The following is a 23,347-nucleotide window of genomic DNA, read 5'->3' on the forward strand; positions in this document are numbered from 1 at the left end:
TAAATTTGTGAACGGGGCAAACGGGCAATCTTCCATGAAAAGGTTGAAAGCTTCGCCGCATAACGAATAGAGTCGAACGAATCTTCTGCGGAAAGCGGAAATAGGGCTGGGGTGAAGCTGGAGGAAATAGGCGGGCATGACCGCATGACATCAAAGAAATACATCTGGCCCGTCGTTGGTCTGGCGACGATCGGTTTTTCAGCCTGGTTGCTCTATCATGAGCTGCGCGGTCTTTCGCTTGATGACCTGTGGGAAAGTCTGGCGGCCATTCGCGCACGGGACTGGGTGTGTTCCGGCCTGTCGACGCTGGTAGCCTATGCCGCCCTTGCCGGTTACGACCGCATCGCGCTCCAGCATCTCGGCCGCAAGGTGAACTGGTTCTTCATCACGCTTACCTCTTTCACCACCTATGCGCTTTCCCACAATGTCGGCGCTTCCGTGTTTTCCGGCGCCGTGGTGCGGTATCGTGCCTATACGTCGAAGGGGCTGAGCGTCGGGGAAGTCGGCGTGCTTGTCGCGCTTTGTTCCTTCACCTTTACCATCGGCACGATTATGCTGATCGGCATGGTGCTTGTCTACGAGCCTGACATTACCGAGCGCTTCACCGGCATCCTGCCCGTGGAGGCTTCAACGACAACCGGCATCCTGTTGCTCGTCGTCGTCGGTCTTTACGTGCTCGGCAGTCTTCTGAAGCTGAAGCCACTGAAAATCCGCTCGTTTTTCCTGCCCTATCCCGCACCGAAACTGGTGGCGCAACAGCTGGTCATCGGTCCGATCGAGCTGATCGGCGCGGCGGGCATCATCTATTTCGCCCTGCCGGAGGCGGGAAATCCGGGTTTCATGATCATCCTCGGCATATTCCTGATTTCATTCTCGGCGGCGCTGATTTCTCACGCGCCGGGTGGGCTCGGCGTGCTGGAACTGGTCTTCGTCACCGGCCTGCCGGACATGAACCCCGCTGACGTGATTGCGGCGCTGCTGGTATTCCGGCTGTTCTACCTCATCATTCCCTTCATCATGGCCCTGTTCGTGATCCTGTTCTTCGAGCGATCACAGCTTGCGCAGGCGCAGAAACGGGAAGGGCTGAGGTAGGACCTCAATCCTCCTCCGGCTTTTCCTCGCCGCGCAGCCAGAAGGCGCGGTGCGAAGCGTACCGGTCCTGCGCCATCACCGTTTTCAGGAATGGCAGCAGCGTGTGCAGCTCGTCCTTCAGCGTATAAGGTGGGTTGACGATGATGAGGCCGGAACCGCTCAGGCCTTCCAGCCGGTCGCTTTTGACGGAGAGTTCGGCGCACAGCATCTTCGGAATTTCGAAGGATTGCAGCCGCTCGTGAAAATCCCTGATCGGCGCGCCCTTTTTGAGCGGATACCACAGGCAATAGGTGCCGGTGGAAAAACGCCGATAGGCCTTGTTCAGGCCATCCGCGAGCCGCTGATATTCGTTCTCCAGCTCGAACGGCGGATCGACGAGGATAAGGCCGCGCTTTTCCTTCGGCGGCAGATGTGCGCCGAGCGACAGCCAGCCGTCCAGTTCGGTGACGCGCACCTGATAATCGCCCTCGAACAGGCGGGACAGGGCGCGTGCATCATCCGGATGCAGTTCCATGGCCGAAAGTCGGTCCTGCGGGCGAAACAGCATGCGCGCGAGTTTCGGCGAACCCGGGTAGAATTGCACGCCGCCATCCGGATTGAGCTCCCTGACGGCGGAAAGATAGGGTTCCAGCAATTCGGCGATGGGAGCAGGAAGATCGGCGTCCATCAGCTTGCCGATGCCGGTCTGCCATTCACCCGTCTTTTGCGCCTCTTCCGAGGACAGGTCGTAAAGGCCGATGCCGGCATGGGTATCCAGCACGCGAAACGCCTTGTCCTTGTTCTGCAGGTAGCGGACGAGGCGCGCGAGAATAGCGTGCTTGAGAACATCCGCGAAATTGCCGGCGTGGTAGATGTGGCGATAGTTCATGGATGTGTCTCGCTTGCCGTTTATCCGGATGAATGGTGATGATGAATATTCTTGATGGACGTCACTTCGGCCTTTTTGCCGCATCGCTGATGCAATATAGAAAAGACATGAACGTTGCGACCCCGATTTCCGCTAAAAACGCCGCCGAAGGCGCCACACGTGTTGGCCACACGGTCTGTCCTCACGACTGTCCGAGCGCCTGCGCGCTGGAAGTGGACATCAATGCCGATGGCCGCATCGGCCGTGTGCGCGGCGCCAATGCCAATACATACACCGCCGGCGTCATCTGCGCCAAGGTGGCGCGTTATTCCGAGCGCATCTATCATCCCGGTCGTCTTTTGACCCCGAAGCGCCGCAGGGGCGCGAAGGGTGCCGGCGACTGGCAGGAGGTTTCCTGGGAAGCGGCGCTGGACGAGGTCGCCGACGCTTTCGTGAAGGCTGAAGCCCGCCACGGTGCCGAGGCCATCTGGCCCTATTTCTACGCCGGAACCATGGGGCAGGTGCAGCGCGATTCCATCGAGCGGCTGCGCCATGCCAAGAAATATTCCGGCTTTTTCGGGTCGATCTGCACCAACATGGCCTGGACGGGTTATGTGATGGGCACGGGCGCGCTGCGGGGTCCCGATCCGCGCGAGATCGCCAAGGCCGATGTCGTCGTCATCTGGGGCACCAATGCGGTTGCCACTCAGGTCAATGTCATGACCCATGCGGTCAAGGCCCGCAAGGAACGCGGCGCGAAGATCGTCGTCGTCGATATCTACGACAATCCGACCATGAAACAGGCGGATATGCGCATCGTCGTGCGTCCGGGCACGGATGCCGCGCTTGCCTGCGCCATCATGCACATCGCCTTCCGCGACGGTTATGCCGACCGCGACTACATGGCGCGGTTTGCGGACGATCCGGCCGGGCTCGAAGCGCATCTGAAGACAAAAACGCCGCAATGGGCATCTGACATCACCGGTCTCTCCGTCGAGGAGATCGAGGATTTCGCAAGGCTCGTCGGCACGACGAAAAAGACCTTCTTCCGGCTGGGTTACGGTTTCGCCCGCCAGCGCAACGGCGCGGTCGCCATGCACGCCGCCCTCTCGATCGCAACGGTGCTCGGCTCCTGGCAATATGAGGGTGGCGGCGCCTTCCATAACAATGGCGATATCTTCCGGCTCAACAAGTCGGAGTTGATGGGCACGGCCTATGCCGACCCCGATGTGCGCCAGCTCGACCAGTCGCAGATCGGCCGCGTGCTGACGGGTGACGCGGAAGCGCTGCGTCATGGCGGCCCGGTGACGGCTCTGCTCATCCAGAATACCAATCCCGTTAATGTCGCGCCCGAGCAGCGGCTGGTGAAACAGGGTTTCCTGCGCGACGATCTTTTCGTTGCCGTGCATGAGCAGTTCATGACGGAGACGGCTGAAGTTGCCGATATCGTGCTGCCCGCGACCATGTTCCTCGAACATGACGATATCTACCGCGCCGGCGGCCAGAACCACATTCTGCTAGGCCCCAAACTGGTGGAGCCGCCGGAAACGGTGCGCACCAATCTCTTCGTCATCGAAGAGCTGGCGAAACGTCTCGGCATCGACCATATGCCGGGCTTCGGCCTCTCAGCCCGTGACCATGTCGACCGCATGTTGAAAGTCAGCGGCTGGGGCGATTTCGATACGCTGGCGGAAGAAAAATGGATCGATGCGCAGCCCGCTTTCGAGGTGGCGCATTATCTCGAGGGCTTCGGTTATGGCGACGGAAAATTCCGTTTCAGCCCCGAATGGGCAACCGGGCCGTCTCCCAACCGGCCGCCGAAAAACATCGGCGTGATGGGCCCCGTTTCGCAATTTCCAAAATTTCCGGATCAGGTAGACGTCATCGAAACCGCCGATCAGGACCATCCTTTCCGGCTGGCGACATCGCCGGCCCGCAACTTCCTGAACTCCACCTTTGCGGAAACGAAAACCTCCGTGCAGAAGGAAGGCCGTCCCGAACTGATGATCTGTCCTGCGGACGCTACCCGTAACAATATCGCCGATGGTGACATCGTGCGCATCGGAAATGGCCGCGGCGAAGTGCGTCTCCACGCAAAAATCGTGGAGGGTGCCAGACCCGGCGTTCTGGTTGCTGAAGGGCTGTGGCCCAACAAGGCACATCTGGACGGTGAGGGCATCAATGTTCTGACCGGCGCGGACGCCGTTGCCCCCTATGGCGGGGCGGCTTTTCACGACAACAAGGTATGGCTCCGCCGCGAAGATCAAGCCAGCGAGGCTTGATATTGCGCTGCGACAGGGGCAGGCTCAACCAATTCCACGACAGGCAAGGACATATCCGGTGACACAGACACAAGCGAAGAACGTTCCGGCCGATACGGATACCGGCAGGGTCCGACTGGTGGAAAAAGAGACCGTGTGGAAGGGCTTCGTGCATATGCAGAAGCTCGTTTTCGACCAGCTTATGCCGGATGGCAAGACGATCCGCATCGTGCGGGAAGTCCACGACCATGGCAGCGCCGCCGCCATCCTGCTTTACGATGCCAAGCGCGACAGCGTGGTGATGGTGCGCCAGTTTCGCCCCGCCGCTTTCATGAACGGCGATCAAAGCTTCATGATCGAAGTTCCGGCCGGTCTTCTCGATGATGACAATGCGGCCGACGCCATTCGCCGGGAGGCGATGGAAGAATCCGGTTACGCGGTTGAGAAGGTCGACTATCTCTTCGATATGTATGCCAGCCCCGGAACGCTGACCGAAAAAGTCAGCCTTTTCGTTGCCCGCATCGATCTTGACGTGCAGGCCGGCAGTGGTGGGGGGCTGGAAACGGAAGGCGAGGATCTGGAAGTCCTGACCTACGGTCTCGACGAGGCCTTCGCGATGATCGCGTCCGGCGAAATCACCGACTCCAAGACGATCATTCTGCTGCAATGGGCCATGTTGAATCGGGACAGAATTTCACGCTGAGTGCTGTCCGGTGAATAATATCTTCACCGAAGTATACTCTAAATTACTTGAAATTCAATTAAAGATTGCCGTTGATTATTTTATCAACCCACGTAAGCTCTGTGTGCGTAAGTTCACGAGCGGCTGGGGAGCTGATGATGATCTTGGAGAAGGGTTCGCGCGGAAGTACCGTGCAGGCGATACAGGAAATACTGAATTTTCTGCATTTCGAAGGGCGCAAATCGGCCTCGGCAGACTATGACAGTCTTGAGACGGACGGCATCTTCGGTGCCGATACGGAAGAAGCGGTCCTCTCGTTTCAGGCGGACAGCGGGCTTTATGAGGACGGTCGCATCGGACCGGTTACACTGGCCGCTTTGCAGCAGGCGTTCGAAACCAGACAGCGAGAATTGTCGTCGCCGCTTTCACTCGGAGGGCAGGCGAATTACAGTATCGAGATGGGGCCTGCGGACGTTTTTGGTGCGGGAAAAGAAAAGGGCTATTCACGAGTCAGGTTGCGTAGCGACGTTATGCCTTCCTATCTGCAGGTTTATAAAGAGGTCCATCGTCAAGGGGGCGTTCTTACGTCTTCCGGCGGAAGTCGCGATTTGAATGCGTCAGTCAACAAGAACCGCAGCGCCACCTCCTTCCACTATTCCGGGCGGGCACTCGACCTCTTCATCTGGAGCGGCATGCAGGACCCGGCGACAGATGCCTATGTGGCCCAACGAGTTGGAGAGCGGCGCTACAATGTTTACGCCCGCTGCTGGCAGGATAAGGCTGAAAAAGGCGCTCTACCGCCACAGCAGACGATAACGGATGTCGTGACCAACAAGAGCCGGGTCAAGGGCGTGTCGGTCACCGGCCATTTCCTCGATCTGACAGCGCTTTTTGCCAAAAACGGCTTCAAGCCGATCCGCGCGCGCGCCGCCTTCGAGAAGGGTGGCGATTATCTCGGCGCCGAATGGTGGCATTTCCAGTGGGAAGTTGGCCTCGTTCCCGGCGTGTCGACCTTCGGTGCAGAATTGCAGAAGATCTATTCCAAGTCAGTCCTGGTCAATTCGCCGCCCTGGGCTTATCGCGATTATGTCTGGCAGCAGGACTGGTTTTAACGCCTGAAGGTGGGCACATGGATGATTGATTGAAGCCGCGTCCTTTTCGAAGGCGCGGCTTTTTCGGGGAGGCAGAAGACTGCCTCCGAAATCAGAACCGGCCCTTGACGCCGGCACCCACGAAGATCGACTGCAAGCTGCCACCGCCGGCATTTTTTTCCGATGACAGGTTTCCGGCTCCGGCACCGCTATAATAGGTATCTCCGCGCCCGAGGCTGGTATAGTCGTAGGCACCGTCGAGATAGATCGAGGCGTTTTCCGTCAGGTCATAGGCAACGCCTGCCTTTACCCCGAACATGCCGGCCACGTCGTATTTATCGGTAAAGCGCATGTCGCGCAGATGATGGTCGTCCGTTGCCTTGGCATAGACCATAGCACCGCCCTCCACACCGGCATTGAGCGACCAGTTGCCGAACCTTTGGCCGCCGGTCAAGTTGCCGTAGAAAACCGGGATTTGCTGGCGGTAGGTGATGACCTTCTCATCATCCCTGAATCTTCCACGCAAATCCCTTGGAGAGAAAAGGCTGTAGACGGCGCTACCGCCATAGGCCGACCATTGCACATCCGTGTAGCGAAAACCGACGCCAGCGCTCAGATATTGCTGCGGATCGTCAAGCAGCATGCGATTGAGTTCGAAGCTTCCCGAAAAATAATGATCAAGCCGCGTATCGTCATGTTGGGAGCGGTGACTCCAGTTGTTTTTGGAGCTGTCCCTGGAAAAAGGCGCCATCCAGTCGTAATCGGTCATGTAGCCATCGCCTTCGAAGCCGACGCGGCCTTCCGCCTTCACACGCCAGCCAGGCGCAAGCTCAAGCCCCAGCGAGCCGCGCAGCGCCATGGCATTTTTGGTTTCCCATTCGAGTTCGCTTACCTTGCTGTTGCCAATATGGACGGTTTCGGTCGCCCTGAGATTGAGAACACCGGCATCGAGCGAAGCGGTGATGCCGCTTTGCTCGGCGGCGAGCGGCAGGCTCGTGCTCACCAGTAAAAGGGCCGAAAGCGGCAGGGAAAATCTTGAAAATAGCATAATCGCTCCTGAATGACCGGAGGGCCCGAAATGCGGGGCCGTTGCGGGCATTAGAGATGATTATGGTAAATGATCGGTTTATTTTGGAATAAATGGCACTTTAAGTGTGTTTTTACTTTAGTGGTATCTTTATTATCAAGCAGAAATCAGAGTGCAATATTCAGATTTACTTGCGTCATTGTTGGTGATGGCCTTGCCGGCATCCATTCGCACCTTGCCTTCCGCCAGCTGCTTCAGGGCCAGCGGATAAAGCTGATGCTCGACGGTCAGGATACGCGCCGCAAGCGCTTCAGCCGTGTCGCCGGAGAGAACCGGCACCGCGCCTTGAGCGATCGTCGGGCCCTCATCCATGCCTTCGGTGACGAAATGCACGGTGCAGCCGGAAATCTTCATGCCGCTGTCGATGGCGCGCTGATGCGTGTGCAGGCCGGGAAAGAGCGGCAGAAGGGAAGGGTGGATATTGATGATGCGGCCTTCATAGGGGGCAATGAAATCCCCCGAGATCAGCCGCATGTAACCCGCAAGGCAGATAATATCAGGCGCGATCTCGCCAAGTGCGGCCAGAATGGCGCCCTCATGCTCGGCCTTGCTGGCATAGGTCTTGCGCTCGAAGGCCAGCGTGGGAATACCGAACTCCCGTGCCTTTTCCAGCCCGCCCGCTGACGCCTTGTCCGAGATCACGCAGACGATCTCGGCCGGAAAATCGGCCGCCTGACAGGCCTTGGCCAGCGACACCATGTTGGAGCCGCTGCCGGAAATGAAAACGACGACGCGTTTGCGGCCGGACGGGAAGGCGGCGCTCATCATAGGCCGAGGGTGCCCTTGTAGATCGTGCCGTGCGCGCCTTCTTCGCGGGCCACCATGCGGCCGAGTGGGAAAACGGTCTCGCCTTCCGCCGTCAGAGCGTTCGTGACCTTTTCGGCATTTTCAGCCGAAACGACCACGATCATGCCAACGCCGCAATTGAAGGTGCGCAGCATTTCCTTGGGCTCGACGCCGCCCGTTTTTGCAAGCCATGAGAAAACGGCGGGAACCTTGATCGCGTCGAGATCGATTTCGGCAGCGAGATGCTTGGGCAGAACGCGCGGAATATTCTCCGGGAAACCGCCGCCTGTGATATGCGCCAGCGCCTTCAGCGCGCCGGTCTCGCGGATCGCCTTTAAAAGCGGCTTCACATAGATGCGGGTTGGTGTCAGCAGCGCTTCGCCAAGCTTCTTGCCCTCGGCAAAGGGGGCAGGGGCATCCCAGTCAAGACCGGAGACCGATACGATCTTGCGCACCAGCGAGAAACCGTTGGAGTGTACGCCGGAGGAGGACAGCCCGAGAATGACGTCGCCTTCCGAAATGTCACCGGCCGGCAGAAGCTGGCCGCGTTCGGCAGCACCCACGGCAAAGCCCGCGAGATCATAGTCGCCATCGGAATACATGCCGGGCATTTCAGCGGTTTCACCGCCGATCAGCGCACAGCCGGATTCGCGGCAGCCCGCGGCAATGCCGGTAACGATGGCAGCGCCCTGATCGGGATCGAGCTTGCCGGTGGCGAAATAGTCGAGGAAGAACAGCGGTTCTGCGCCCTGAACGACGAGATCGTTGACGCACATGGCAACGAGGTCGATGCCGACCGTATCGTGGTAATTCGCGTCGATGGCGATCTTCAGCTTGGTGCCGACGCCGTCATTGGCAGCGACCAGAACCGGATCGGTGAAGCCGGCCGCCTTCAGATCGAACAGGCCGCCGAAGCCGCCGATTTCGCCGTCCGCGCCGGGACGCCGCGTCGAGCGCACCGCCGGTTTGATCTTTTCGACCATCAGGTTGCCGGCGTCGATATCCACACCTGCGTCACTATAGGTAAGACCGTTCTTGCCCGACTGGCTCATGGCTCTCGTCTCCGCTGGTTCCTTTGGCGTCGCCATTCGCACGGCACGGGGCCTGATGCAAGGGTTTGCGTGGCAAAAGCTCCGGTTTTTAACGGCTTTGCGAAGGTTTGACATTTTCCCTGCCTCGGGTTTGCGGACCGGGAATGGCCCGTGCAGGCCTGAAAACGGGTCCTCGATGCTCCTGTCCGGCACTTGCCTGCCAGACGCTGCCGGATTGCCGGTCTTGACCATGTGCACATGCGCATCCTATCTCCATCATGGGCGGTTAAGGGACGGCGACAAGAGGATGAACGGATGCAACCCCATGTGAGTGGTACGAACCTGCGCCGACAGGTGTTTTTCTGGATCGGCGTGCTTGCCGTCTTTATCCTTTTCCTGATGGTCTTCAGCTCCATTCTCCTGCCTTTCGTGGCGGGCATGGCGCTTGCCTATTTTCTCGATCCGGTTGCCGACTGGCTGGAACGGCGCGGCCTCAGCCGGTTGATGGCAACCGTCGTCATTCTCGTTTCCTTCGTGCTGATCTTCGCGCTGTCGCTCATCATCATCATTCCGGTGATTGCCGCCCAGGCGTCGGAATTCATCACCCGCATCCCGCAATATATATCGTCCCTGCAGCAGCTGATCGCGGGTGCGGATACCAACCTCCTGCCTGATTGGGTGAGCAGCCAGATCAACTCGGTGAAGGAGAATTTTTCAAAGCTCCTGACGGAGGGCGCCGGCTTTATCGGTACCCTGCTGACGCAGATATGGAATTCCGGCAAATCGCTGGTCGACGTCGTGTCGCTGCTGGTGGTCACGCCCGTCGTCGCATTCTACCTGCTGCTCGACTGGGACAGGATGATCGACAAGGTCGACAGCTGGATACCGCGTGACTACGTGCATACCGTCCGCCAGATCGCCCGCGACATGGACAATACGATTGCCGGGTTCGTGCGCGGGCAGGGGTCGCTCTGCCTTATCCTCGGCGTTTATTACGCTGTTGGCCTGTCGCTGGTGGGCCTCAATTTCGGCCTGCTGATCGGCCTTTTCTCCGGCCTCATCAGCTTTATCCCCTATATCGGTTCGATGGTCGGCCTCATCCTCGCCGTCGGCGTCGCCATCGTGCAGTTCTGGCCGGATTATATTTATGTCTTTCTGACGCTTGCCGTGTTCTTCTCCGGCCAGTTCATCGAGGGCAACATTCTCCAGCCGAAGCTTGTTGGCAAAAGCGTCGGCCTGCATCCGGTGTGGCTGATGTTTGCCCTGTTCGCCTTTGGCGCGCTTTTCGGCTTTGTCGGCCTTCTGGTTGCGGTGCCGGCCGCGGCGGCCGTCGGCGTGCTTGTCCGCTTCGCCTTGTCGCGGTATCTTGAAAGCGATCTTTACCACGGACACGCCGCCAACCTTCCGTGGGAGGCCAACCCTGCCTTGGAAGAAAGGGAAACGTCCTCCACCAAGGCGGACGGTCAGGGCTGACGATGACTGACCAGATCAAAACCGACAACGCCCGGTCGAAGGCCGAGCAGCTGCCGCTCGTATTTTCGCACCAGGCCGCCTCCGGCAGGGAAGACCTTCTCGTATCCGCTTCGCTCGAGGCTGCCGTCAGCCTCGTTGATGAATGGCCGAACTGGCCGTCGCCCGTAGTTGTGCTCGCCGGGCCGCCGGGTTCGGGGAAGTCGCACCTTGCCCATATCTGGAAAAACATCAGCGGCGCCGTGGAAATCCACCCGCAGGTCGGTGCGGATGCCGCGCGAGCGGCCGAGAGCGCACCGGTGCTTTTCGAAGATGCCGATCGCCGCGGTTTCGACGATACCGAACTCTTCCACGTCATCAACAGCGTGCGCCAGCACGGCAAGACGCTTTTGATGACCAGCCGGCAATGGCCGGCCGCATGGCCGGTGACGCTGCCGGATCTGCGTTCGCGTCTCAAAGCCGTAACCGTGGTGGAGACCGGCGAGCCGGACGAGGGGCTTCTGGCACAGGTGCTGATGAAACTCTTCGCCGACCGTCAGCTTTACATGGATGACAAACTCATAGGTTACATCGTCAATAGAATGGAGCGTTCGCTCGATACGGCGCAGACGATCGTGGACCGGATCGACAGGCTGGCGCTCTCGCGTGGAACAAGGATTACCCGTCCGCTGGCGGCGGAAGTTCTCAACGCGATGGAAAGCGCAGCGGCGGGCGGGGGACTGGACGGCGATTGACTGTCACAGTTCCGTCGTCAAACTGTTATACGGGCAAGAAGGACGATCACGCGATGCAGCAGGATCACGGGACGGAATTAGGTCAGGGGATGGAACAGGGCATGGACGCAGTAGCGCAGGACAATTTGGACAAGGTTCAGCCGGTGATCGAGGGCGAGAGCCTCTGGGACAGCCCCGCCCGTTTCATCAACCGCGAATTCTCCTGGCTGCAATTCAACCGCCGTGTTCTGGAAGAAACGCTGAATACGGATCACCCGCTTCTGGAGCGGCTGCGTTTTCTCTCCATCTCGGCCGCCAATCTTGACGAGTTCTTCATGGTTCGTGTCGCCGGCCTTGAAGGACAGGTGCGCCAGAAGATTACGGTCAAGACGCCCGATGGCAAGACGCCGGCCGAGCAGCTGGAAGACATTCTGAAGGAAATCGACAATCTGCAGATGGAGCAGCAGGCTTCGCTTGCCGTTCTGCAGCAATATCTCGCCAAGGAAGACATCTTCGTCGTGCGCCCTGCGGCGCTTTCCGATGCGGATCGGACCTGGCTGGGCACCGAATTCGAGGAACGCATTTTCCCGGTGCTGACGCCGCTGTCCATCGACCCTGCGCACCCGTTCCCGTTCATTCCGAACCTCGGTTTCTCCATGGGCCTGCAGCTTGACAGCGTCAATGGCCGCGAGCCGATGACCGCGCTTCTGCGCCTGCCGCCGGCGCTCGACCGTTTCGTGCGTCTGCCGGATGACAGGAACGCCATCCGCTACATCACGCTTGAAGATGTGGTGGGCCTGTTCATTCACCGGCTTTACCCCGGCTATACGGTGCGTGGTTTCGGCACCTTCCGCATCATCCGCGACAGCGATATCGAAGTGGAGGAAGAGGCGGAAGATCTGGTCCGTTTCTTTGAAAGCGCCCTCAAGCGCCGCCGCCGCGGCTCCGTCATCCGCATCGAGACTGACAGCGAAATGCCGCAGTCGCTGCGCCAGTTCGTGGTGCATGAACTGGGCGTGCCGGATAATCGCGTCGCCGTTCTGCCCGGCCTTCTTGCACTCAACACCATCTCGGAAATCGTGCGGGCGCCGCGCGACGACCTGAAATTCGAACCCTACAACGCCCGTTTCCCCGAGCGCGTGCGCGAACATGCCGGCGATTGCCTCGCCGCCATCCGCGAAAAGGACATGGTGGTTCACCACCCCTATGAAAGCTTCGACGTGGTTGTGCAGTTCCTGCTGCAGGCCGCGCGCGACCCCGACGTGCTTGCCATCAAGCAGACGCTTTATCGCACCTCCAATGACAGCCCGATCGTTCGCGCGCTGATCGACGCGGCCGAAGCGGGTAAGTCCGTCACCGCGCTGGTGGAGCTGAAGGCACGTTTCGATGAAGAAGCCAATATCCGCTGGGCGCGCGACCTGGAGCGCGCCGGCGTGCAGGTGGTGTTCGGCTTCATCGAACTGAAGACCCATGCCAAGATGTCGATGGTGGTGCGCCGCGAGGACGGCAAGCTCCGGACCTATTGCCACCTCGGCACCGGCAACTATCACCCGATCACGGCCAAGATTTATACCGACCTTTCCTTCTTCACCTGTAACCCGAAGATCGCCCATGACATGGCGAATATCTTCAACTTCATCACCGGTTATGGCGAACCGGAAGAAGGCATGAAGCTCGCGATTTCGCCCTATACGCTGCGCTCGCGCATCGTGAAGCACATCAATGAAGAGATCGAACACGCCAAGCGCGGCGCGCCGGCGGCGATCTGGATGAAGATGAATTCGCTGGTCGATCCTGAAATCATCGATTCCCTTTACCGCGCCAGTGCAGCCGGTGTGGAAATCGATCTTGTGGTGCGCGGCATCTGCTGCCTGCGTCCGCAGGTGCCGGGCCTGTCGGACAATATCCGCGTTAAATCGATCGTTGGCCGCTTCCTGGAGCACAGCCGTATCTTCTGCTTCGGCAATGGTTTCGGCCTGCCTTCCGACAAGGCGCTGGTCTATATCGGCTCCGCCGACATGATGCCGCGCAACCTCGATCGCCGTGTGGAAACGCTGGTGCCGCTGACCAACCCCACCGTGCACGAGCAGGTTCTTTCACAGATTATGCTGGGCAATCTCATTGACAACCAGCAGAGCTACGAGATACTTGCGGACGGAACGTCGAGGCGCATCGAGGTGCGTAAAGGCGAAGAACCGTTCAACGCGCAGCACTATTTCATGACCAATCCCAGCCTTTCCGGACGTGGTGAAGCCTTGAAATCCAGTGCGCCCAAATTGATTGCCGGGTTGATTTCGTCCCGCAAGAAACAGGCTGAATGACTCGATCAGAAGCACAGGGGCGGCTGACCGGCCTTGCCCCCGTTTCCGTCATAGATATTGGTTCGAACTCCGTTCGTCTCGTCGTATATGAAGGCCTCTCCCGCGCGCCCGCCGTGCTGTTCAACGAAAAGGTCCTTTGCGGTCTCGGTAAGGGGCTGGCGCTGACGGGCCGCATGCATGAGGAAGGTGTTGGCCGGGCATTGATGGCGCTGCGGCGCTTCCATGCGCTTTCCGAACAGGCGCAGGCGCAGCAGCTCTACGTGCTGGCAACGGCGGCGGCGCGTGAGGCGGAAAACGGTCCGGATTTCATCCGCGAAGCCGAAGCGATCCTCGGTTGCGAGATCGAGGTGCTGTCAGGCGAGAAGGAAGCACTTTATTCCGCCTATGGCGTTATCAGCGGTTTCCACGAGCCGGATGGCATTGCCGGCGACCTGGGCGGTGGTTCGCTCGAACTCATCGACATCAGGGGCAAAAGCTGCGGCGAGGGCATCACCCTGCCGCTCGGCGGCCTGCGACTGTCGGAGCAATCGGACGGCTCGCTGGAAAAAGCCGCAACCATTGCCAGAAAACACGTCAAATCCTTCGCCAAACTTCTGGCGGCGGGCGAGGGGCGTACCTTTTATGCCGTGGGCGGCACATGGCGAAATATCGCCAAGCTGCACATGGAAATCACCGGCTATCCGCTGCACATGATGCAGGGTTACGAATTGCCGCTGGAGGAAATGCTGAATTTTCTGGAAGAGGTTATCGTCTCCAGGGACAGCAAGGACCCTGCCTGGCAGGCAGTCTCCAAGAACCGCCGTTCGCTGTTGCCCTTCGGCGCCATCGCCATGCGCGAAGTTCTGAAGGTCATGAAACCGGCAAAGATCGCCTTCTCGGCGCAGGGCGTGCGCGAAGGTTATCTCTATTCGCTCCTGACGGAAACCGAGCGGGATTCCGATCCGCTGCTGGTCACGGCCGACGAACTTGCCATTCTGCGCGCCCGTTCGCCTGAACATGCACGTGAACTGGCGGACTGGAGCGGCCGCACTTTCCCGGTCTTCGGTATCGAAGAGACGGAAGAGGAAAGCCGTTACCGGCAGGCGGCCTGCCTTCTGGCCGATATCAGCTGGCGCGCCCATCCGGACTATCGTGGCCTGCAGGCATTGAACATCATCGCCCATTCCTCCTTCGTGGCGATCACCCATCCGGGCCGTGCCTATATCGCGCTTGCCAATTATTACCGTTTCGAGGGGCTGAACGACAACGGCACCACCCAACCGCTCGCAGCCATGGCGGGCGATCGCCTGCTGGAGCTGGGGAAACTTCTCGGCGGCCTGCTGCGCGTCGTCTACCTCTTCTCGGCTTCGATGCCTGGCGTCGTCGACCACCTGAAATTCCGCAAATCCACCAATCCGGATGTGGATCTGGAATTCGTCGTACCGCATGATTATTGTGATTTCGCCGGCGAGCGACTGGATGGCCGCCTGCAGCAATTGGCGAAGCTGACGGGCAAGCGGTTGGCATTTGTGTTCGAATAAATGGTCGCGCGCATGACGTAGCATAGAATGCTGGTCAACATGGGAGCTGGCTTAAGGGGATCCGTTGACCGAGACACGATTTAGACTGGCGTTGCCGCACGAAGCGCTGATCGTGAAAGAGATCAGTGCTGCGGCCTATATTCCAGCATATCTACAAATCGTGGGTGCTGCGCCCAAACCCGCTTTTGAAGATTACCTGCCGCGCATTTCTGCGGAACAAGTGTGGTTTAGCGTAACCGATGGCGAAACGTCTGGATTGGTGGTTCTCGAAAGCCATCACCGATATCTCATGATTTACAGCATAGCCGTTAGTCCCATCTTTCAGGGAAGGGGCATCGGGAAATCACTTCTCCGTTTCGCAGAGCTACACGCTTTGGAATGTGGGATTGGCGAATTGCGCCTTTACACGAATATGCGGATGACGAAGAACATAGCGCTTTACAGCGATTGCGGCTTTGAGGAGTGCGGGCGTCGTCCGCATCCTTCAAGAGAAGGTGAAATCCTCATCGATATGAAAAAGTCGGTTGCATGATTTTGCAACTCTGTCTCACCGTGGCGAGGCTAACGGCCGGCTGGTATTTTTCTTCGAATAACAAACAGACGTTTTCGCCGTTGGGGCGCGAATTGTTTCAGGCCCAGCGCTCGCAAAAGGCTTCGATATCGCTCGACTGAAAATCGGCAAGCCGCGCCATGATTGTCTCGAATGGCCAGTCCCACCATGCGATGGCGGTCAGCTTTTCGGCGATGGTTCGGGAAAATCGCTCGCGAATGATCTTTGCGGGCACACCACCGACGATGGTATAGGGCGGCACGTCTCTGGTGACGACTGCGCCCGCTGCCAGGACGGTGCCGTCTCCAACCTTTACACCCGGCAACACGATGACCCCGTGACCAATCCAGACATCGTGACCGATGATGGCACGATCCGCCTTGCGCTGATCGAAGAAGGCGTCGTCGCGCACGGCATCCGCAGAGTAATATTCCGGGCAGTAGCTGAAACGATGCATGGACGGGCGGTCCATCGGATGGTTTGGCGCACCTATCCTGACCTCTGCGGCGATGGCGCAGAACTTCCCGATTGTCGCGTCACCGGCCATGCAACGAGGCCCGAGGTAGGAGTAATTTCCGAGTTCCACATGGTGCAGGGAGGTGTCCGCCAGAATTTCGCAGCATTCGCCGACGCTCGAATCCCTTATGCTTGCTGTCGGATGGATAAAGGTCTCTGCAAGCTTTGGGCGATTGGGTTGTGCGGTCGGGTCCATTCCAGTCTCCGGATTTTGGCCTGCTTAACCGGAGATGATGAAGGGCATGTGACGTGGGAAAGGCCGAGGAACACCGGTCGGTCTGGGCGTTCCCTTTAAATGTAGATCATGCGCGCTAGGTGGAGCAAAATCTTGCCTGCATGCATGGTATGTCAATCGCCCGAACTCGCGTCTTTTTTCGTCCAGTAGTGATCGGATATGTTTTGAGCATTCCGGATGATATGCCCCGCAATTTCGGGGTCTCCGCCCTTGAATGTTTGCGGGTCGGCGCCACACAAGAGCAGGAAAAGCTGCTGGTGAGCGACAGCGGCGAAATAGTCATGCGGCGGGGGCTGCATTTCTGAGCCAACGGCCCTGAATTCCTCGGCGGCCTGTTTGCTGGCGCGCTCAAGCGCTGCGTGAATCGTGGACATCATCGCCGCTTCCGTCCGTTCCAATATGTCCTGAACTTGCCGCTCAGCCGGTGTCGGAACCGGGCAACTCTCATTCATCGAACGTCTCTCCTGTCGGTGTGCTTCGTTTCGCTGACCGATACTATCGCAAGGATTGTGTCCGCTTTGCGGGAGAGATCGAAATCGGGTTGCTGAAATTGAGAATGATAGCTGCCGTCATGCCGGACTGGGGACAAGACGGCAATCGGCCGATACTTATGTGCAAGCAGGTCAGCCGTGCCCAAGCGCCTTGCGGATGCAGGCGCTGAGATAGGCATATTGCAGCGGCGTGGTCGTCGCCATGGCTTCCGTGCGGCTGGCGAGCGCGTCCTGATAGCCGACTGGAATATCGAACTGGCTGAAGGTGAAATCCCAGCGGGTGCCTTCGACGATATTGTAAAAGTGGTCCCCACCGCTGACGGCGGTTTTGGCCAGTTCACCGCCGAAAATATCCTGAACCACCAGCGCGGTCACGCTGCCTTGCCCCCTGGCCGGGTTTTCGCGTGACCACAGGCTGCTGGTCTCGCCCGACCAGCTTTTCCTCAAGGCGTAATAAAGTCGTTCGGCATGGTCCTGCATATGGTCTCTTCCCTGTTTCGGAACCGGGTTCCGGGTCAGGCATGGTCAGTGGAGAAACGGAGCGCCGCGCATCCCTATGAAGGCTGCAGGAACGCTCCGACTGTTGAATTCACGCCGATGCGTGGGCGGTGCCGGAATGAATTCCGGCACCGTTTTCCTTACTTGGCGTCGAGCAGATCCTTGACTTCGAGGAGGACGAACTCGTTGTCGTCGGCCTTGTCCAGCGCACGGCCGGCAGAGAAGGGCAGGTTGTTGTCGTTGCCGACGATGATATGCGTGGCGTCAACGCGATCGACATTCTCGATGGTGACGAAAGGCATGTCGTAGAAACCGTTGCTGCCGCCCTGACGCTTCTTGTTATCAGGATCGGAGATTTTCAGCAGATCAATATAGCCGATCTTGCGCGCGGCCTTGCCGACATTGGCGTCATTGAACTCGATCTTGTAGATGCGCTTGACCTTGGAGGGCACGGCAAAGCAGTTTGCTTCCGGCTTCTTCGGGTCGGCGCAGGCCTTGTCGGCGGTGCCGGCGCCATTGTCACGCTCGATGACCAGCGCCGTGCTGTCGTCCAGCATGTTGAAGTCGCCGATGGCTTCGCCGCCTTGCGCCAGCGGGTAAAGCCAGGTGCGGCCGGTCCATTCCTTTTTGGCGGTGTCGAGTTCGATGATGCGCAGTGCGGTCGAACCGTCTTCGGTCTTCTCCACCTGGCCGTCGGCGGTGTAGAGCGGGCCTTCCAGAAGGCCATAGAGCCTGGAGCCGTCCTTGGAGAGCGCCATGCCTTCATAACCGCCTGAACGCTTCAGGTTGAAAGCCGGCATTTTCTGTGTCGGGTTGCCGGGCAGCGCCAGGGTCGGATGATCCGGGGACTTCACCTCGATGTCGCCAGCCTTGGTGGTAATGACGTCGGTCAACTTGCCGTCGCGGGTGAATTTCAGGATGTAAGGCCCGAATTCCTCGCCCACCCAGAAACCATCGGCAACCGGCTGAATGGATTCGACGTCGAAATCCGCACCCGTCAGGTAGCGCTTGCTCGAGCCTTCCAGAACGATCGGGAAGGGCGCCTTCATATCAGGGTCGGAGAGGAACACGGTTTCAAGCGCATTGACCTTGCCGGCGTCCCAGTCGAATTTCAGATGGTGAAGCATCAACATGGCGTCGCTGGAATTGAGCTTGGAACCGAAACCATTGTCGGAAAGGCTCCAGAAGCTGCCATCGGGCATGGCCTTGATGCCGGAAAAGCCCTGCATGGGCTGGCCGTTGAACGGCATGGAAAGGCCGGTCAGGCGCACACCGTCCTTGCCGGGCACGGTGCCGAGACCTTCAGCGCGCTTGCGGTCGGCCGTCGTGAACTTGGCGGAGGTCTTGAGGTGCTCCGGCGCATCGGCGGGTGCTGCGATGATGGTATTGGCCGGCAGAATGGCGTGGGAGACCAGCTTTGCCGGAAACTCCTTGTCAGCCGCATGCGAAGCGGTGGTGAGCGCAAGAAGAGCGCAGGATGCGAAAAGAACGTGCTTCATGATGGAGACCCCTCATTTCCTGTTGAAGACAGGATTGAGGCGATATGGTCGTCGCATGACAGGCAGGTGATTGTCGTTTGAAGCTTTGATGAATTTTGATGACGATGCCCTAAAAAGCCAGTATCGCCCCCGCGTCTTGGCTTAAGCAGCAGGGGCCTGATACTGGCTGAGCGTACACACGCCGAGCGTCTGGCCGCGGCCCTTGACCGCGTGTTCGCCGAGATATTCGCTGCGCACGCCCTTGGGAAGCACCAGCTGATGCGCAAGATCGGCGGAAATCAGCACGGGGTGTCCCAGCATCTTGCTCAGCGATTCGAGCCGAGAGGTTGTGTTCACCGTATCGCCGAAATAGGTGATCTTGTGATGGTCAACGCCGATTTCGGCGGTGATGACCGGTCCGCCATGGATGGCGAAGCGCAGGCGCGGCACTTCGCCGAAGCGGGCAAGCCACATGTCGCGATTGCTTTCTATGGTCGCCTGGACGTCGAAAACACAGCGCACGCAGGCCGCTCGCCTTATCGCCATGTGATAGGGCCAGGTGATGATGGCGGCGTCGCCGATATAGTCGTCGATGACGCCACCGTGCTTTCTGACCGGCGCGGCATAGCTTGCGAAGATTTCACCGAGAAACTCCTGCGCCTTCAGGTCGCCATGGGTTTCGGCGAAGGAGGTGGAGCCGACGAGATCGATGAAGATGAAGACCCGGTCTTCGCTGACCGGGCGTCTGTAGCGCCCGAGAATGAGGTCGATGAAGATATCGCGGCCCAGAAGCTCGCGCACCCGCATGATGAAAACGATGATGCCACAGACGATGAGGGTAAAGACAAGGGTCTGCACCTCGGCATGCACCGCCCGCTTCCAGGTGCCGGGAAATATCCCGCTGAGCCACAGGATCGTGCCGCCAAGCCCGAAGCCGCAAAAGACCAGGATGGCGTAAATGATGAGGCCGACGGCGATATAGGCCGGTGTCGGCAGGGCGCTGACCTGCCGCGACAGGCCCGGCATGATGTAACCGCGCTCGAAAGCAAGGATGGGCGTGCAGGCGAACAGCGCATAGGTAGCACCGATCAGCGCGCCGCCGCCATATTCCAGAAGCGCATAGGCCACGCCGCTGCCGGCCACGGCAACGAAGAGCACCACGTAATCCAGAATGGGCAGCAATTTTCTCATATCGGTTCTTGATCTCGGGAAGGGAAGCCCCCGTTCCCGCCGGGCGAAGCTTCTGTTCAGGTCATATGCGACATTAATGCGGAAAATGCGCTGCAAAAAGTGACCTTTCGGTAAGGTCACATGAAGGATTGGAAAGGTTGTTGCCCTGTTGCCGCAAAAAGGGTGCTGATACCGCGCTACGTCTAATAGGATGTTCTGTAGTAGACTGTTTCAAGCGGGGATTGCGGTCGGTCGTCCGGTGAGCGGTTCGACCATTTGACCGGAAAGGCGGCAAAGCGCAGCCGGTTGCCCTCTATCCATGCCCGGTCGAACAGGGTTTCTCCTCTGCCGGCGAAAGTGATTGCAGCGCAGGTTTTGCCGTCGACATCGAAAGGAATATTCTCTTTCCAGCCGCTCAGGCCACAGCCGGTGCCTTTCGGGTCGCCATTATAATGTTCGACGACAGCGGGGTCGTTCGGCGTCATGGTGATCGAGGTGACGGTATGGGCAAACAGCAGGCTGTCATGGTCTTTCAGCCCGCCATCCAGCGCGCCTTCGTAACGCACCTGCACCGTGGGCTGCTGGCAGCTGTTGCGGGCATAGATCTGCGAGACGGCATGCATGCTTTCGCCACGTATCGTGATGCGCGTAACGATTCCGTGCCGGTCATTCTTGCCGATTTTCAGGCAGTCGGTCGTCCATTCTCCCTGAAGATCGACCTTGCCATCAGCGGCGTGGGTGCTTGCGGGGGCAGGGAGGATGCCTGCGACCGCCACGGAGGCGGCCACCAGAAGCGTGCTGGCAGGTTTCATGGCAATACCCTCAAAGCGCAACGATCGGCACAGAGATGGAATGCGATGCGGGCGAAATTACGGTCCGGCGTGCGGGCGATTACGGCTCGCTCGCTGCCACCTCAACCGCCTCGACCTTCTTGCCGGCAAAACGCAGCGCCACTTCGCCGTTGATGAGTTTCAGCGCCACGTCACCGAAGAGTTCCCGCCGCCAGCCGGTCAATGCGGCCACGCTCGCCTTTTCGCCCTCCGAGGCGATCTTGTCCAGATCCTCGCTATTGGCGATGACCTTGGCGGCGACGCCATGCTTGTCGGCGGTCAGCTTCAGGAGGACCTTCAGCAGTTCCACGGCAGCACCCGAGCCTTCCGGCGCATGGCTGTGACGCGGCGCCTTCGGCATCTCCTCCTTGGGAAGCGCCAGCGCCGCGTTCACGGTTTCGATAATGGCCGTGCCGGAAGCGGAACGCTCCCAGCCCTTCGGGATGGTGCGAAGCCGCGACAGGGCCTCGGCATCCTTCGGCTGCTGCTGGGCGATTTCGAAGATCGCATCGTCCTTCAGCACGCGTGAACGCGGCACGTTGCGCGATCGCGCCTCACGCTCGCGCCAGGCGGCGACGAATTTGAGGATCGCAAGTTCCGTCGGCTTGCGCAGACGCGATTTCAGCCGCAGCCACGCATCGTCGGGATGCATGTCGTAGGTATCGCGCGATTCGAGAATGTCCATCTCTTCGGTCAGCCACAGCGAGCGGCCTTCGCGCTCCAGCTGCGCCTTCAGCGCCAGATAGACATCGCGCAGATGGGTCACGTCAGCCAGCGCGTAATCCAGCTGCTTGTCGGTCAACGGGCGGCGGCTCCAGTCGGTGAAACGCGAGGATTTGTCGATCTGCACATTCTTGATCTTCTGCACCAGCTGGTCGTAGGAGATCGAATCGCCGAAACCGCAGACCATGGCGGCGACCTGGGTGTCGAAGATCGGATGCGGAATAAGCCCGCCGAGATGATAGATGATTTCGATATCCTGGCGGGCGGCGTGGAAAACCTTCACGACAGCAGGATTGGCCATCAGCTCGAAAAGCGGGGTCAGGTCGAGACCCTTGGCGAGCGGATCGACCAGCACCTCGAGCGTCGGGCTCGCCATCTGCACGAGGCAGAGTTCCGGCCAGAAGGTCGTTTCCCGCAGAAATTCGGTGTCGATGGTGATGAATTCCGATTTCGCCAGTTCCGTGCAGGCTTCGGCGAGGGCGGCAGTCGTTTCAATCATTGCAAATGGCCACTCGTGAAAATTATCCGTCTTACTTTCCCTTTGCCGGGCGCATGTCAATACAAAGCCCGCTTTTGAAGGCTTAAGGATCGTTTTTCTCGGGCGGATTTGGCTCCTGCCCGTCCTTTTTGGGCGGCGGGGGCGCGGCGAGCTTCTGGAAATAGGCGGATGTGCGCAAAAGCGAACGGAACCGCCAGTTCCTCTCCTCCACGGGAACGCCCTCGCGCACCCGCAGCCGGTATATGGTGTAGGCGATGAAAACGATCTGGATCGCGGCCGTATAGCTGAACAGCGCTTTCGGACCGAACTGGTCGATCAGCACGGAGGCAAGCAACGGCCCGACGGTTGCGCCCACCGACCAGAAGAACAGCAGCCCGGCGGAAACCATCGCATGTTCGCCCTCCTTGGCATGGTCGTTGCCATGAGCGGAACTCAACGAATAGAGCGGCAGGGCGAAGGCGCCGAAGATGAAGACACCGATGATGTTGCTCCACTCATCCGTGCCGGCAAAGAAGGCGAGAAACAGGCCGACGATCACCGACCCGGCCGTGGTGGCGAGAATGATGATGCGCCGGTCGTAGCGGTCGGAATAGACGCCGAGCGGATATTGCAGCACCACGCCGCCGATGATGCCGGCGCTCATGAAGGTGGCGATGGCGGTGACGGAAAGCCCGATCTGTTCGGCATAGATCGGGCCGATATTGCGAAATGCCGCCATGCTGAGGCCGACGGCCACGCAGCCGACCACGGCAAGCGGCGAGATGCGCCAGACCGCGAAAAGATTGAAGGGTATCTGTTTCGGCGGCGCGGGGTTGGATTTGTCGGCAAGCGAGATCGGCACCAGCGACAGCGTGAGCGCCATGGCGATCAGCGAAAATACCACCGGTCCGTCGATGCCGGCGACGGGAATGATATATTGTGCGAGCGTCACGGAGCCGAGATCGACGAAGCGATAGATGGAGAGCGTGCGCGCCCGGTTGGAATTCGTCACCTGCGCGTTGATCCAGCTTTCTATCGCCGCGAAAAGACAGGCGACAGCAATGCCGATGACGAAACGCATCAGCATCCAGAACAGCGGATGAATGACCAGCGGCATGGCGATCGACGCGGCCGACGCGACGGCCGCCATGGTGGCGAAGGTGCGGATATGGCCGATCTTGCGCAGAAGCCGCGTCACCGAAATGCAGCCAAGCGCAAATCCGATGCTGTAGGCGGCGCTGATGAGGCCGATGGTGCTGGCCGAAAATCCTTCGGAGAGGCCACGCAAGGCTATATAGGTTCCCTGCAGGCCGTTACCGCCGATCAGAATGCCGGCGGTGACGAGAAGCGGGATAAGAGGTCTGATCTGGCTCATTGCGGGCCGACTCGGTTTGGCGGGCTGATTAGGACTATCTAAAGCCAAGGAGGGGGAAAGGACAGCCAGAAGGCGACATTGTTGTGCTTTGCCTTGACAAAT

At 59.3% G+C, this 23,347-nt stretch carries 20 protein-coding genes and 1 pseudogene; 9 read left to right on the forward strand and 12 right to left on the reverse strand.

The window, feature by feature from the left end:
- Positions 1 to 144 precede the first annotated feature (144 nt).
- Entirely contained in the window at positions 145 to 1,092 is a 948-nt protein-coding gene (locus tag JZY08_RS04290; RefSeq protein ID WP_035242832.1) for a lysylphosphatidylglycerol synthase domain-containing protein, read from the forward strand.
- 4 nt (positions 1,093 to 1,096) lie between these two features.
- Here JZY08_RS04290 and JZY08_RS04295 read toward each other — a convergent pair whose 3' ends face one another.
- Positions 1,097 to 1,960 (reverse strand): 23S rRNA (adenine(2030)-N(6))-methyltransferase RlmJ, encoded by an 864-nt coding sequence (locus tag JZY08_RS04295; RefSeq protein WP_216331099.1) that lies wholly within the window; start codon positions 1,958 to 1,960, stop codon positions 1,097 to 1,099.
- Between the two features lie 41 nt (positions 1,961 to 2,001).
- Between JZY08_RS04295 and JZY08_RS04300 the strand changes: the two genes are divergently transcribed.
- The 3 genes from JZY08_RS04300 (at position 2,002) to JZY08_RS04310 (ending at position 5,994) form a co-directional block, all read left to right on the forward strand.
- Positions 2,002 to 4,221, forward strand: coding sequence for a molybdopterin-dependent oxidoreductase (locus JZY08_RS04300; protein WP_216331505.1), 2,220 nt, complete (start codon positions 2,002 to 2,004; stop codon positions 4,219 to 4,221).
- A 58-nt stretch (positions 4,222 to 4,279) separates the two neighbouring features.
- Positions 4,280 to 4,903, forward strand: coding sequence for an NUDIX domain-containing protein (locus JZY08_RS04305; protein WP_216331101.1), 624 nt, complete (start codon positions 4,280 to 4,282; stop codon positions 4,901 to 4,903).
- A 134-nt stretch (positions 4,904 to 5,037) separates the two neighbouring features.
- A complete protein-coding gene (locus JZY08_RS04310; RefSeq protein WP_216331103.1) occupies positions 5,038 to 5,994 on the forward strand; it encodes a peptidoglycan-binding protein in 957 nt (318 codons plus the stop codon).
- Positions 5,995 to 6,085: 91 nt separating this feature from the next.
- On the opposite strand, the gene JZY08_RS04315 is transcribed toward JZY08_RS04310, so the two are convergent.
- The 3 genes from JZY08_RS04315 to purM form a co-directional block, all read right to left on the reverse strand.
- Positions 6,086 to 7,021 carry an omptin family outer membrane protease gene (locus JZY08_RS04315; RefSeq protein ID WP_216331105.1) on the reverse strand — a complete coding sequence of 312 codons (936 nt, stop codon included), beginning with the start codon at positions 7,019 to 7,021 and terminating at the stop codon, positions 6,086 to 6,088.
- 135 nt (positions 7,022 to 7,156) lie between these two features.
- Complete coding sequence (gene purN, locus JZY08_RS04320) at positions 7,157 to 7,828, reverse strand: phosphoribosylglycinamide formyltransferase (RefSeq protein ID WP_082184085.1); 672 nt, start codon at positions 7,826 to 7,828, stop codon at positions 7,157 to 7,159.
- Positions 7,825 to 8,898: a phosphoribosylformylglycinamidine cyclo-ligase gene (gene purM, locus JZY08_RS04325; RefSeq protein WP_216331107.1), complete on the reverse strand. Its 1,074-nt coding sequence runs from the start codon at positions 8,896 to 8,898 to the stop codon at positions 7,825 to 7,827. Before purM ends, purN begins: the two co-directional genes overlap by 4 nt.
- 294 nt (positions 8,899 to 9,192) lie before the next feature.
- On the opposite strand from purM, the gene JZY08_RS04330 reads away from it, so the two are divergent.
- The 5 genes and pseudogenes from JZY08_RS04330 (at position 9,193) to JZY08_RS04350 (ending at position 15,433) form a co-directional block, all read left to right on the forward strand.
- Positions 9,193 to 10,350: an AI-2E family transporter gene (locus JZY08_RS04330; RefSeq protein ID WP_035217867.1), complete on the forward strand. Its 1,158-nt coding sequence runs from the start codon at positions 9,193 to 9,195 to the stop codon at positions 10,348 to 10,350.
- 2 nt (positions 10,351 to 10,352) lie between these two features.
- Positions 10,353 to 11,081 (forward strand): DnaA regulatory inactivator HdaA, encoded by a 729-nt coding sequence (gene hdaA / locus JZY08_RS04335; RefSeq protein ID WP_216331109.1) that lies wholly within the window; start codon positions 10,353 to 10,355, stop codon positions 11,079 to 11,081.
- A 179-nt stretch (positions 11,082 to 11,260) separates the two neighbouring features.
- Positions 11,261 to 13,381: pseudogene (locus tag JZY08_RS04340) on the forward strand (RNA degradosome polyphosphate kinase); the annotation flags it as partial.
- Positions 13,378 to 14,901 (forward strand): exopolyphosphatase, encoded by a 1,524-nt coding sequence (gene ppx, locus JZY08_RS04345; RefSeq protein ID WP_035217861.1) that lies wholly within the window; start codon positions 13,378 to 13,380, stop codon positions 14,899 to 14,901. The pseudogene JZY08_RS04340 and the gene ppx, both read left to right, overlap by 4 nt.
- Before the next feature lie 64 nt (positions 14,902 to 14,965).
- Entirely contained in the window at positions 14,966 to 15,433 is a 468-nt protein-coding gene (locus tag JZY08_RS04350; protein WP_137037418.1) for an N-acetyltransferase, read from the forward strand.
- A gap of 97 nt (positions 15,434 to 15,530) precedes the next feature.
- Here the strand turns inward: JZY08_RS04350 and JZY08_RS04355 are convergent, their stop codons facing one another.
- The 8 genes from JZY08_RS04355 to JZY08_RS04390 all read right to left on the reverse strand — a co-directional run bounded on the left by JZY08_RS04355 (position 15,531) and on the right by JZY08_RS04390 (position 23,245).
- Positions 15,531 to 16,163 carry a DapH/DapD/GlmU-related protein gene (locus JZY08_RS04355; protein ID WP_216331110.1) on the reverse strand — a complete coding sequence of 211 codons (633 nt, stop codon included), beginning with the start codon at positions 16,161 to 16,163 and terminating at the stop codon, positions 15,531 to 15,533.
- A gap of 152 nt (positions 16,164 to 16,315) precedes the next feature.
- A complete protein-coding gene (locus tag JZY08_RS04360) occupies positions 16,316 to 16,654 on the reverse strand; it encodes a hypothetical protein (protein WP_216331112.1) in 339 nt (112 codons plus the stop codon).
- A 171-nt stretch (positions 16,655 to 16,825) separates the two neighbouring features.
- Positions 16,826 to 17,173 (reverse strand): hypothetical protein, encoded by a 348-nt coding sequence (locus tag JZY08_RS04365; protein WP_003496724.1) that lies wholly within the window; start codon positions 17,171 to 17,173, stop codon positions 16,826 to 16,828.
- Positions 17,174 to 17,331: 158 nt separating this feature from the next.
- Complete coding sequence (locus tag JZY08_RS04370) at positions 17,332 to 18,690, reverse strand: esterase-like activity of phytase family protein (RefSeq protein WP_142169884.1); 1,359 nt, start codon at positions 18,688 to 18,690, stop codon at positions 17,332 to 17,334.
- 141 nt (positions 18,691 to 18,831) lie between these two features.
- Entirely contained in the window at positions 18,832 to 19,860 is a 1,029-nt protein-coding gene (locus JZY08_RS04375; protein WP_035217846.1) for an adenylate/guanylate cyclase domain-containing protein, read from the reverse strand.
- A 182-nt stretch (positions 19,861 to 20,042) separates the two neighbouring features.
- Positions 20,043 to 20,651 carry a hypothetical protein gene (locus JZY08_RS04380; protein WP_216331114.1) on the reverse strand — a complete coding sequence of 203 codons (609 nt, stop codon included), beginning with the start codon at positions 20,649 to 20,651 and terminating at the stop codon, positions 20,043 to 20,045.
- A 79-nt stretch (positions 20,652 to 20,730) separates the two neighbouring features.
- Entirely contained in the window at positions 20,731 to 21,891 is a 1,161-nt protein-coding gene (rnd, locus tag JZY08_RS04385) for a ribonuclease D (protein WP_142169888.1), read from the reverse strand.
- Between the two features lie 82 nt (positions 21,892 to 21,973).
- Positions 21,974 to 23,245 (reverse strand): MFS transporter, encoded by a 1,272-nt coding sequence (locus JZY08_RS04390; protein ID WP_216331116.1) that lies wholly within the window; start codon positions 23,243 to 23,245, stop codon positions 21,974 to 21,976.
- Between the last annotated feature and the right edge of the window lie 102 nt (positions 23,246 to 23,347).

The sequence above is a fragment of the Rhizobium sp. X9 genome (assembly GCF_018873185.1).
GTDB lineage: Bacteria > Pseudomonadota > Alphaproteobacteria > Rhizobiales > Rhizobiaceae > Agrobacterium > Agrobacterium oryzihabitans.

What these genes read in the sequence shown, in the direction of transcription:
- JZY08_RS04290 (WP_035242832.1), top strand. Translation starts at nt 145, where the DNA reads ATGACATCAAAGAAATACATCTGGCCCGTCGTTGGTCTGGCGACGATC.
- JZY08_RS04295 (WP_216331099.1), bottom strand. Translation starts at nt 1,960, where the DNA reads ATGAACTATCGCCACATCTACCACGCCGGCAATTTCGCGGATGTTCTC.
- JZY08_RS04300 (WP_216331505.1), top strand. Translation starts at nt 2,002, where the DNA reads ATGAATATTCTTGATGGACGTCACTTCGGCCTTTTTGCCGCATCGCTG.
- JZY08_RS04310 (WP_216331103.1), top strand. Translation starts at nt 5,038, where the DNA reads ATGATGATCTTGGAGAAGGGTTCGCGCGGAAGTACCGTGCAGGCGATA.
- JZY08_RS04315 (WP_216331105.1), bottom strand. Translation starts at nt 7,021, where the DNA reads ATGCTATTTTCAAGATTTTCCCTGCCGCTTTCGGCCCTTTTACTGGTG.
- purN (WP_082184085.1), bottom strand. Translation starts at nt 7,828, where the DNA reads ATGATGAGCGCCGCCTTCCCGTCCGGCCGCAAACGCGTCGTCGTTTTC.
- purM (WP_216331107.1), bottom strand. Translation starts at nt 8,898, where the DNA reads ATGAGCCAGTCGGGCAAGAACGGTCTTACCTATAGTGACGCAGGTGTG.
- JZY08_RS04330 (WP_035217867.1), top strand. Translation starts at nt 9,193, where the DNA reads ATGCAACCCCATGTGAGTGGTACGAACCTGCGCCGACAGGTGTTTTTC.
- hdaA (WP_216331109.1), top strand. Translation starts at nt 10,353, where the DNA reads ATGACTGACCAGATCAAAACCGACAACGCCCGGTCGAAGGCCGAGCAG.
- ppx (WP_035217861.1), top strand. Translation starts at nt 13,378, where the DNA reads ATGACTCGATCAGAAGCACAGGGGCGGCTGACCGGCCTTGCCCCCGTT.
- JZY08_RS04355 (WP_216331110.1), bottom strand. Translation starts at nt 16,163, where the DNA reads ATGGACCCGACCGCACAACCCAATCGCCCAAAGCTTGCAGAGACCTTT.
- JZY08_RS04360 (WP_216331112.1), bottom strand. Translation starts at nt 16,654, where the DNA reads ATGAATGAGAGTTGCCCGGTTCCGACACCGGCTGAGCGGCAAGTTCAG.
- JZY08_RS04365 (WP_003496724.1), bottom strand. Translation starts at nt 17,173, where the DNA reads ATGCAGGACCATGCCGAACGACTTTATTACGCCTTGAGGAAAAGCTGG.
- JZY08_RS04370 (WP_142169884.1), bottom strand. Translation starts at nt 18,690, where the DNA reads ATGAAGCACGTTCTTTTCGCATCCTGCGCTCTTCTTGCGCTCACCACC.
- JZY08_RS04375 (WP_035217846.1), bottom strand. Translation starts at nt 19,860, where the DNA reads ATGAGAAAATTGCTGCCCATTCTGGATTACGTGGTGCTCTTCGTTGCC.
- JZY08_RS04380 (WP_216331114.1), bottom strand. Translation starts at nt 20,651, where the DNA reads ATGAAACCTGCCAGCACGCTTCTGGTGGCCGCCTCCGTGGCGGTCGCA.
- rnd (WP_142169888.1), bottom strand. Translation starts at nt 21,891, where the DNA reads ATGATTGAAACGACTGCCGCCCTCGCCGAAGCCTGCACGGAACTGGCG.
- JZY08_RS04390 (WP_216331116.1), bottom strand. Translation starts at nt 23,245, where the DNA reads ATGAGCCAGATCAGACCTCTTATCCCGCTTCTCGTCACCGCCGGCATT.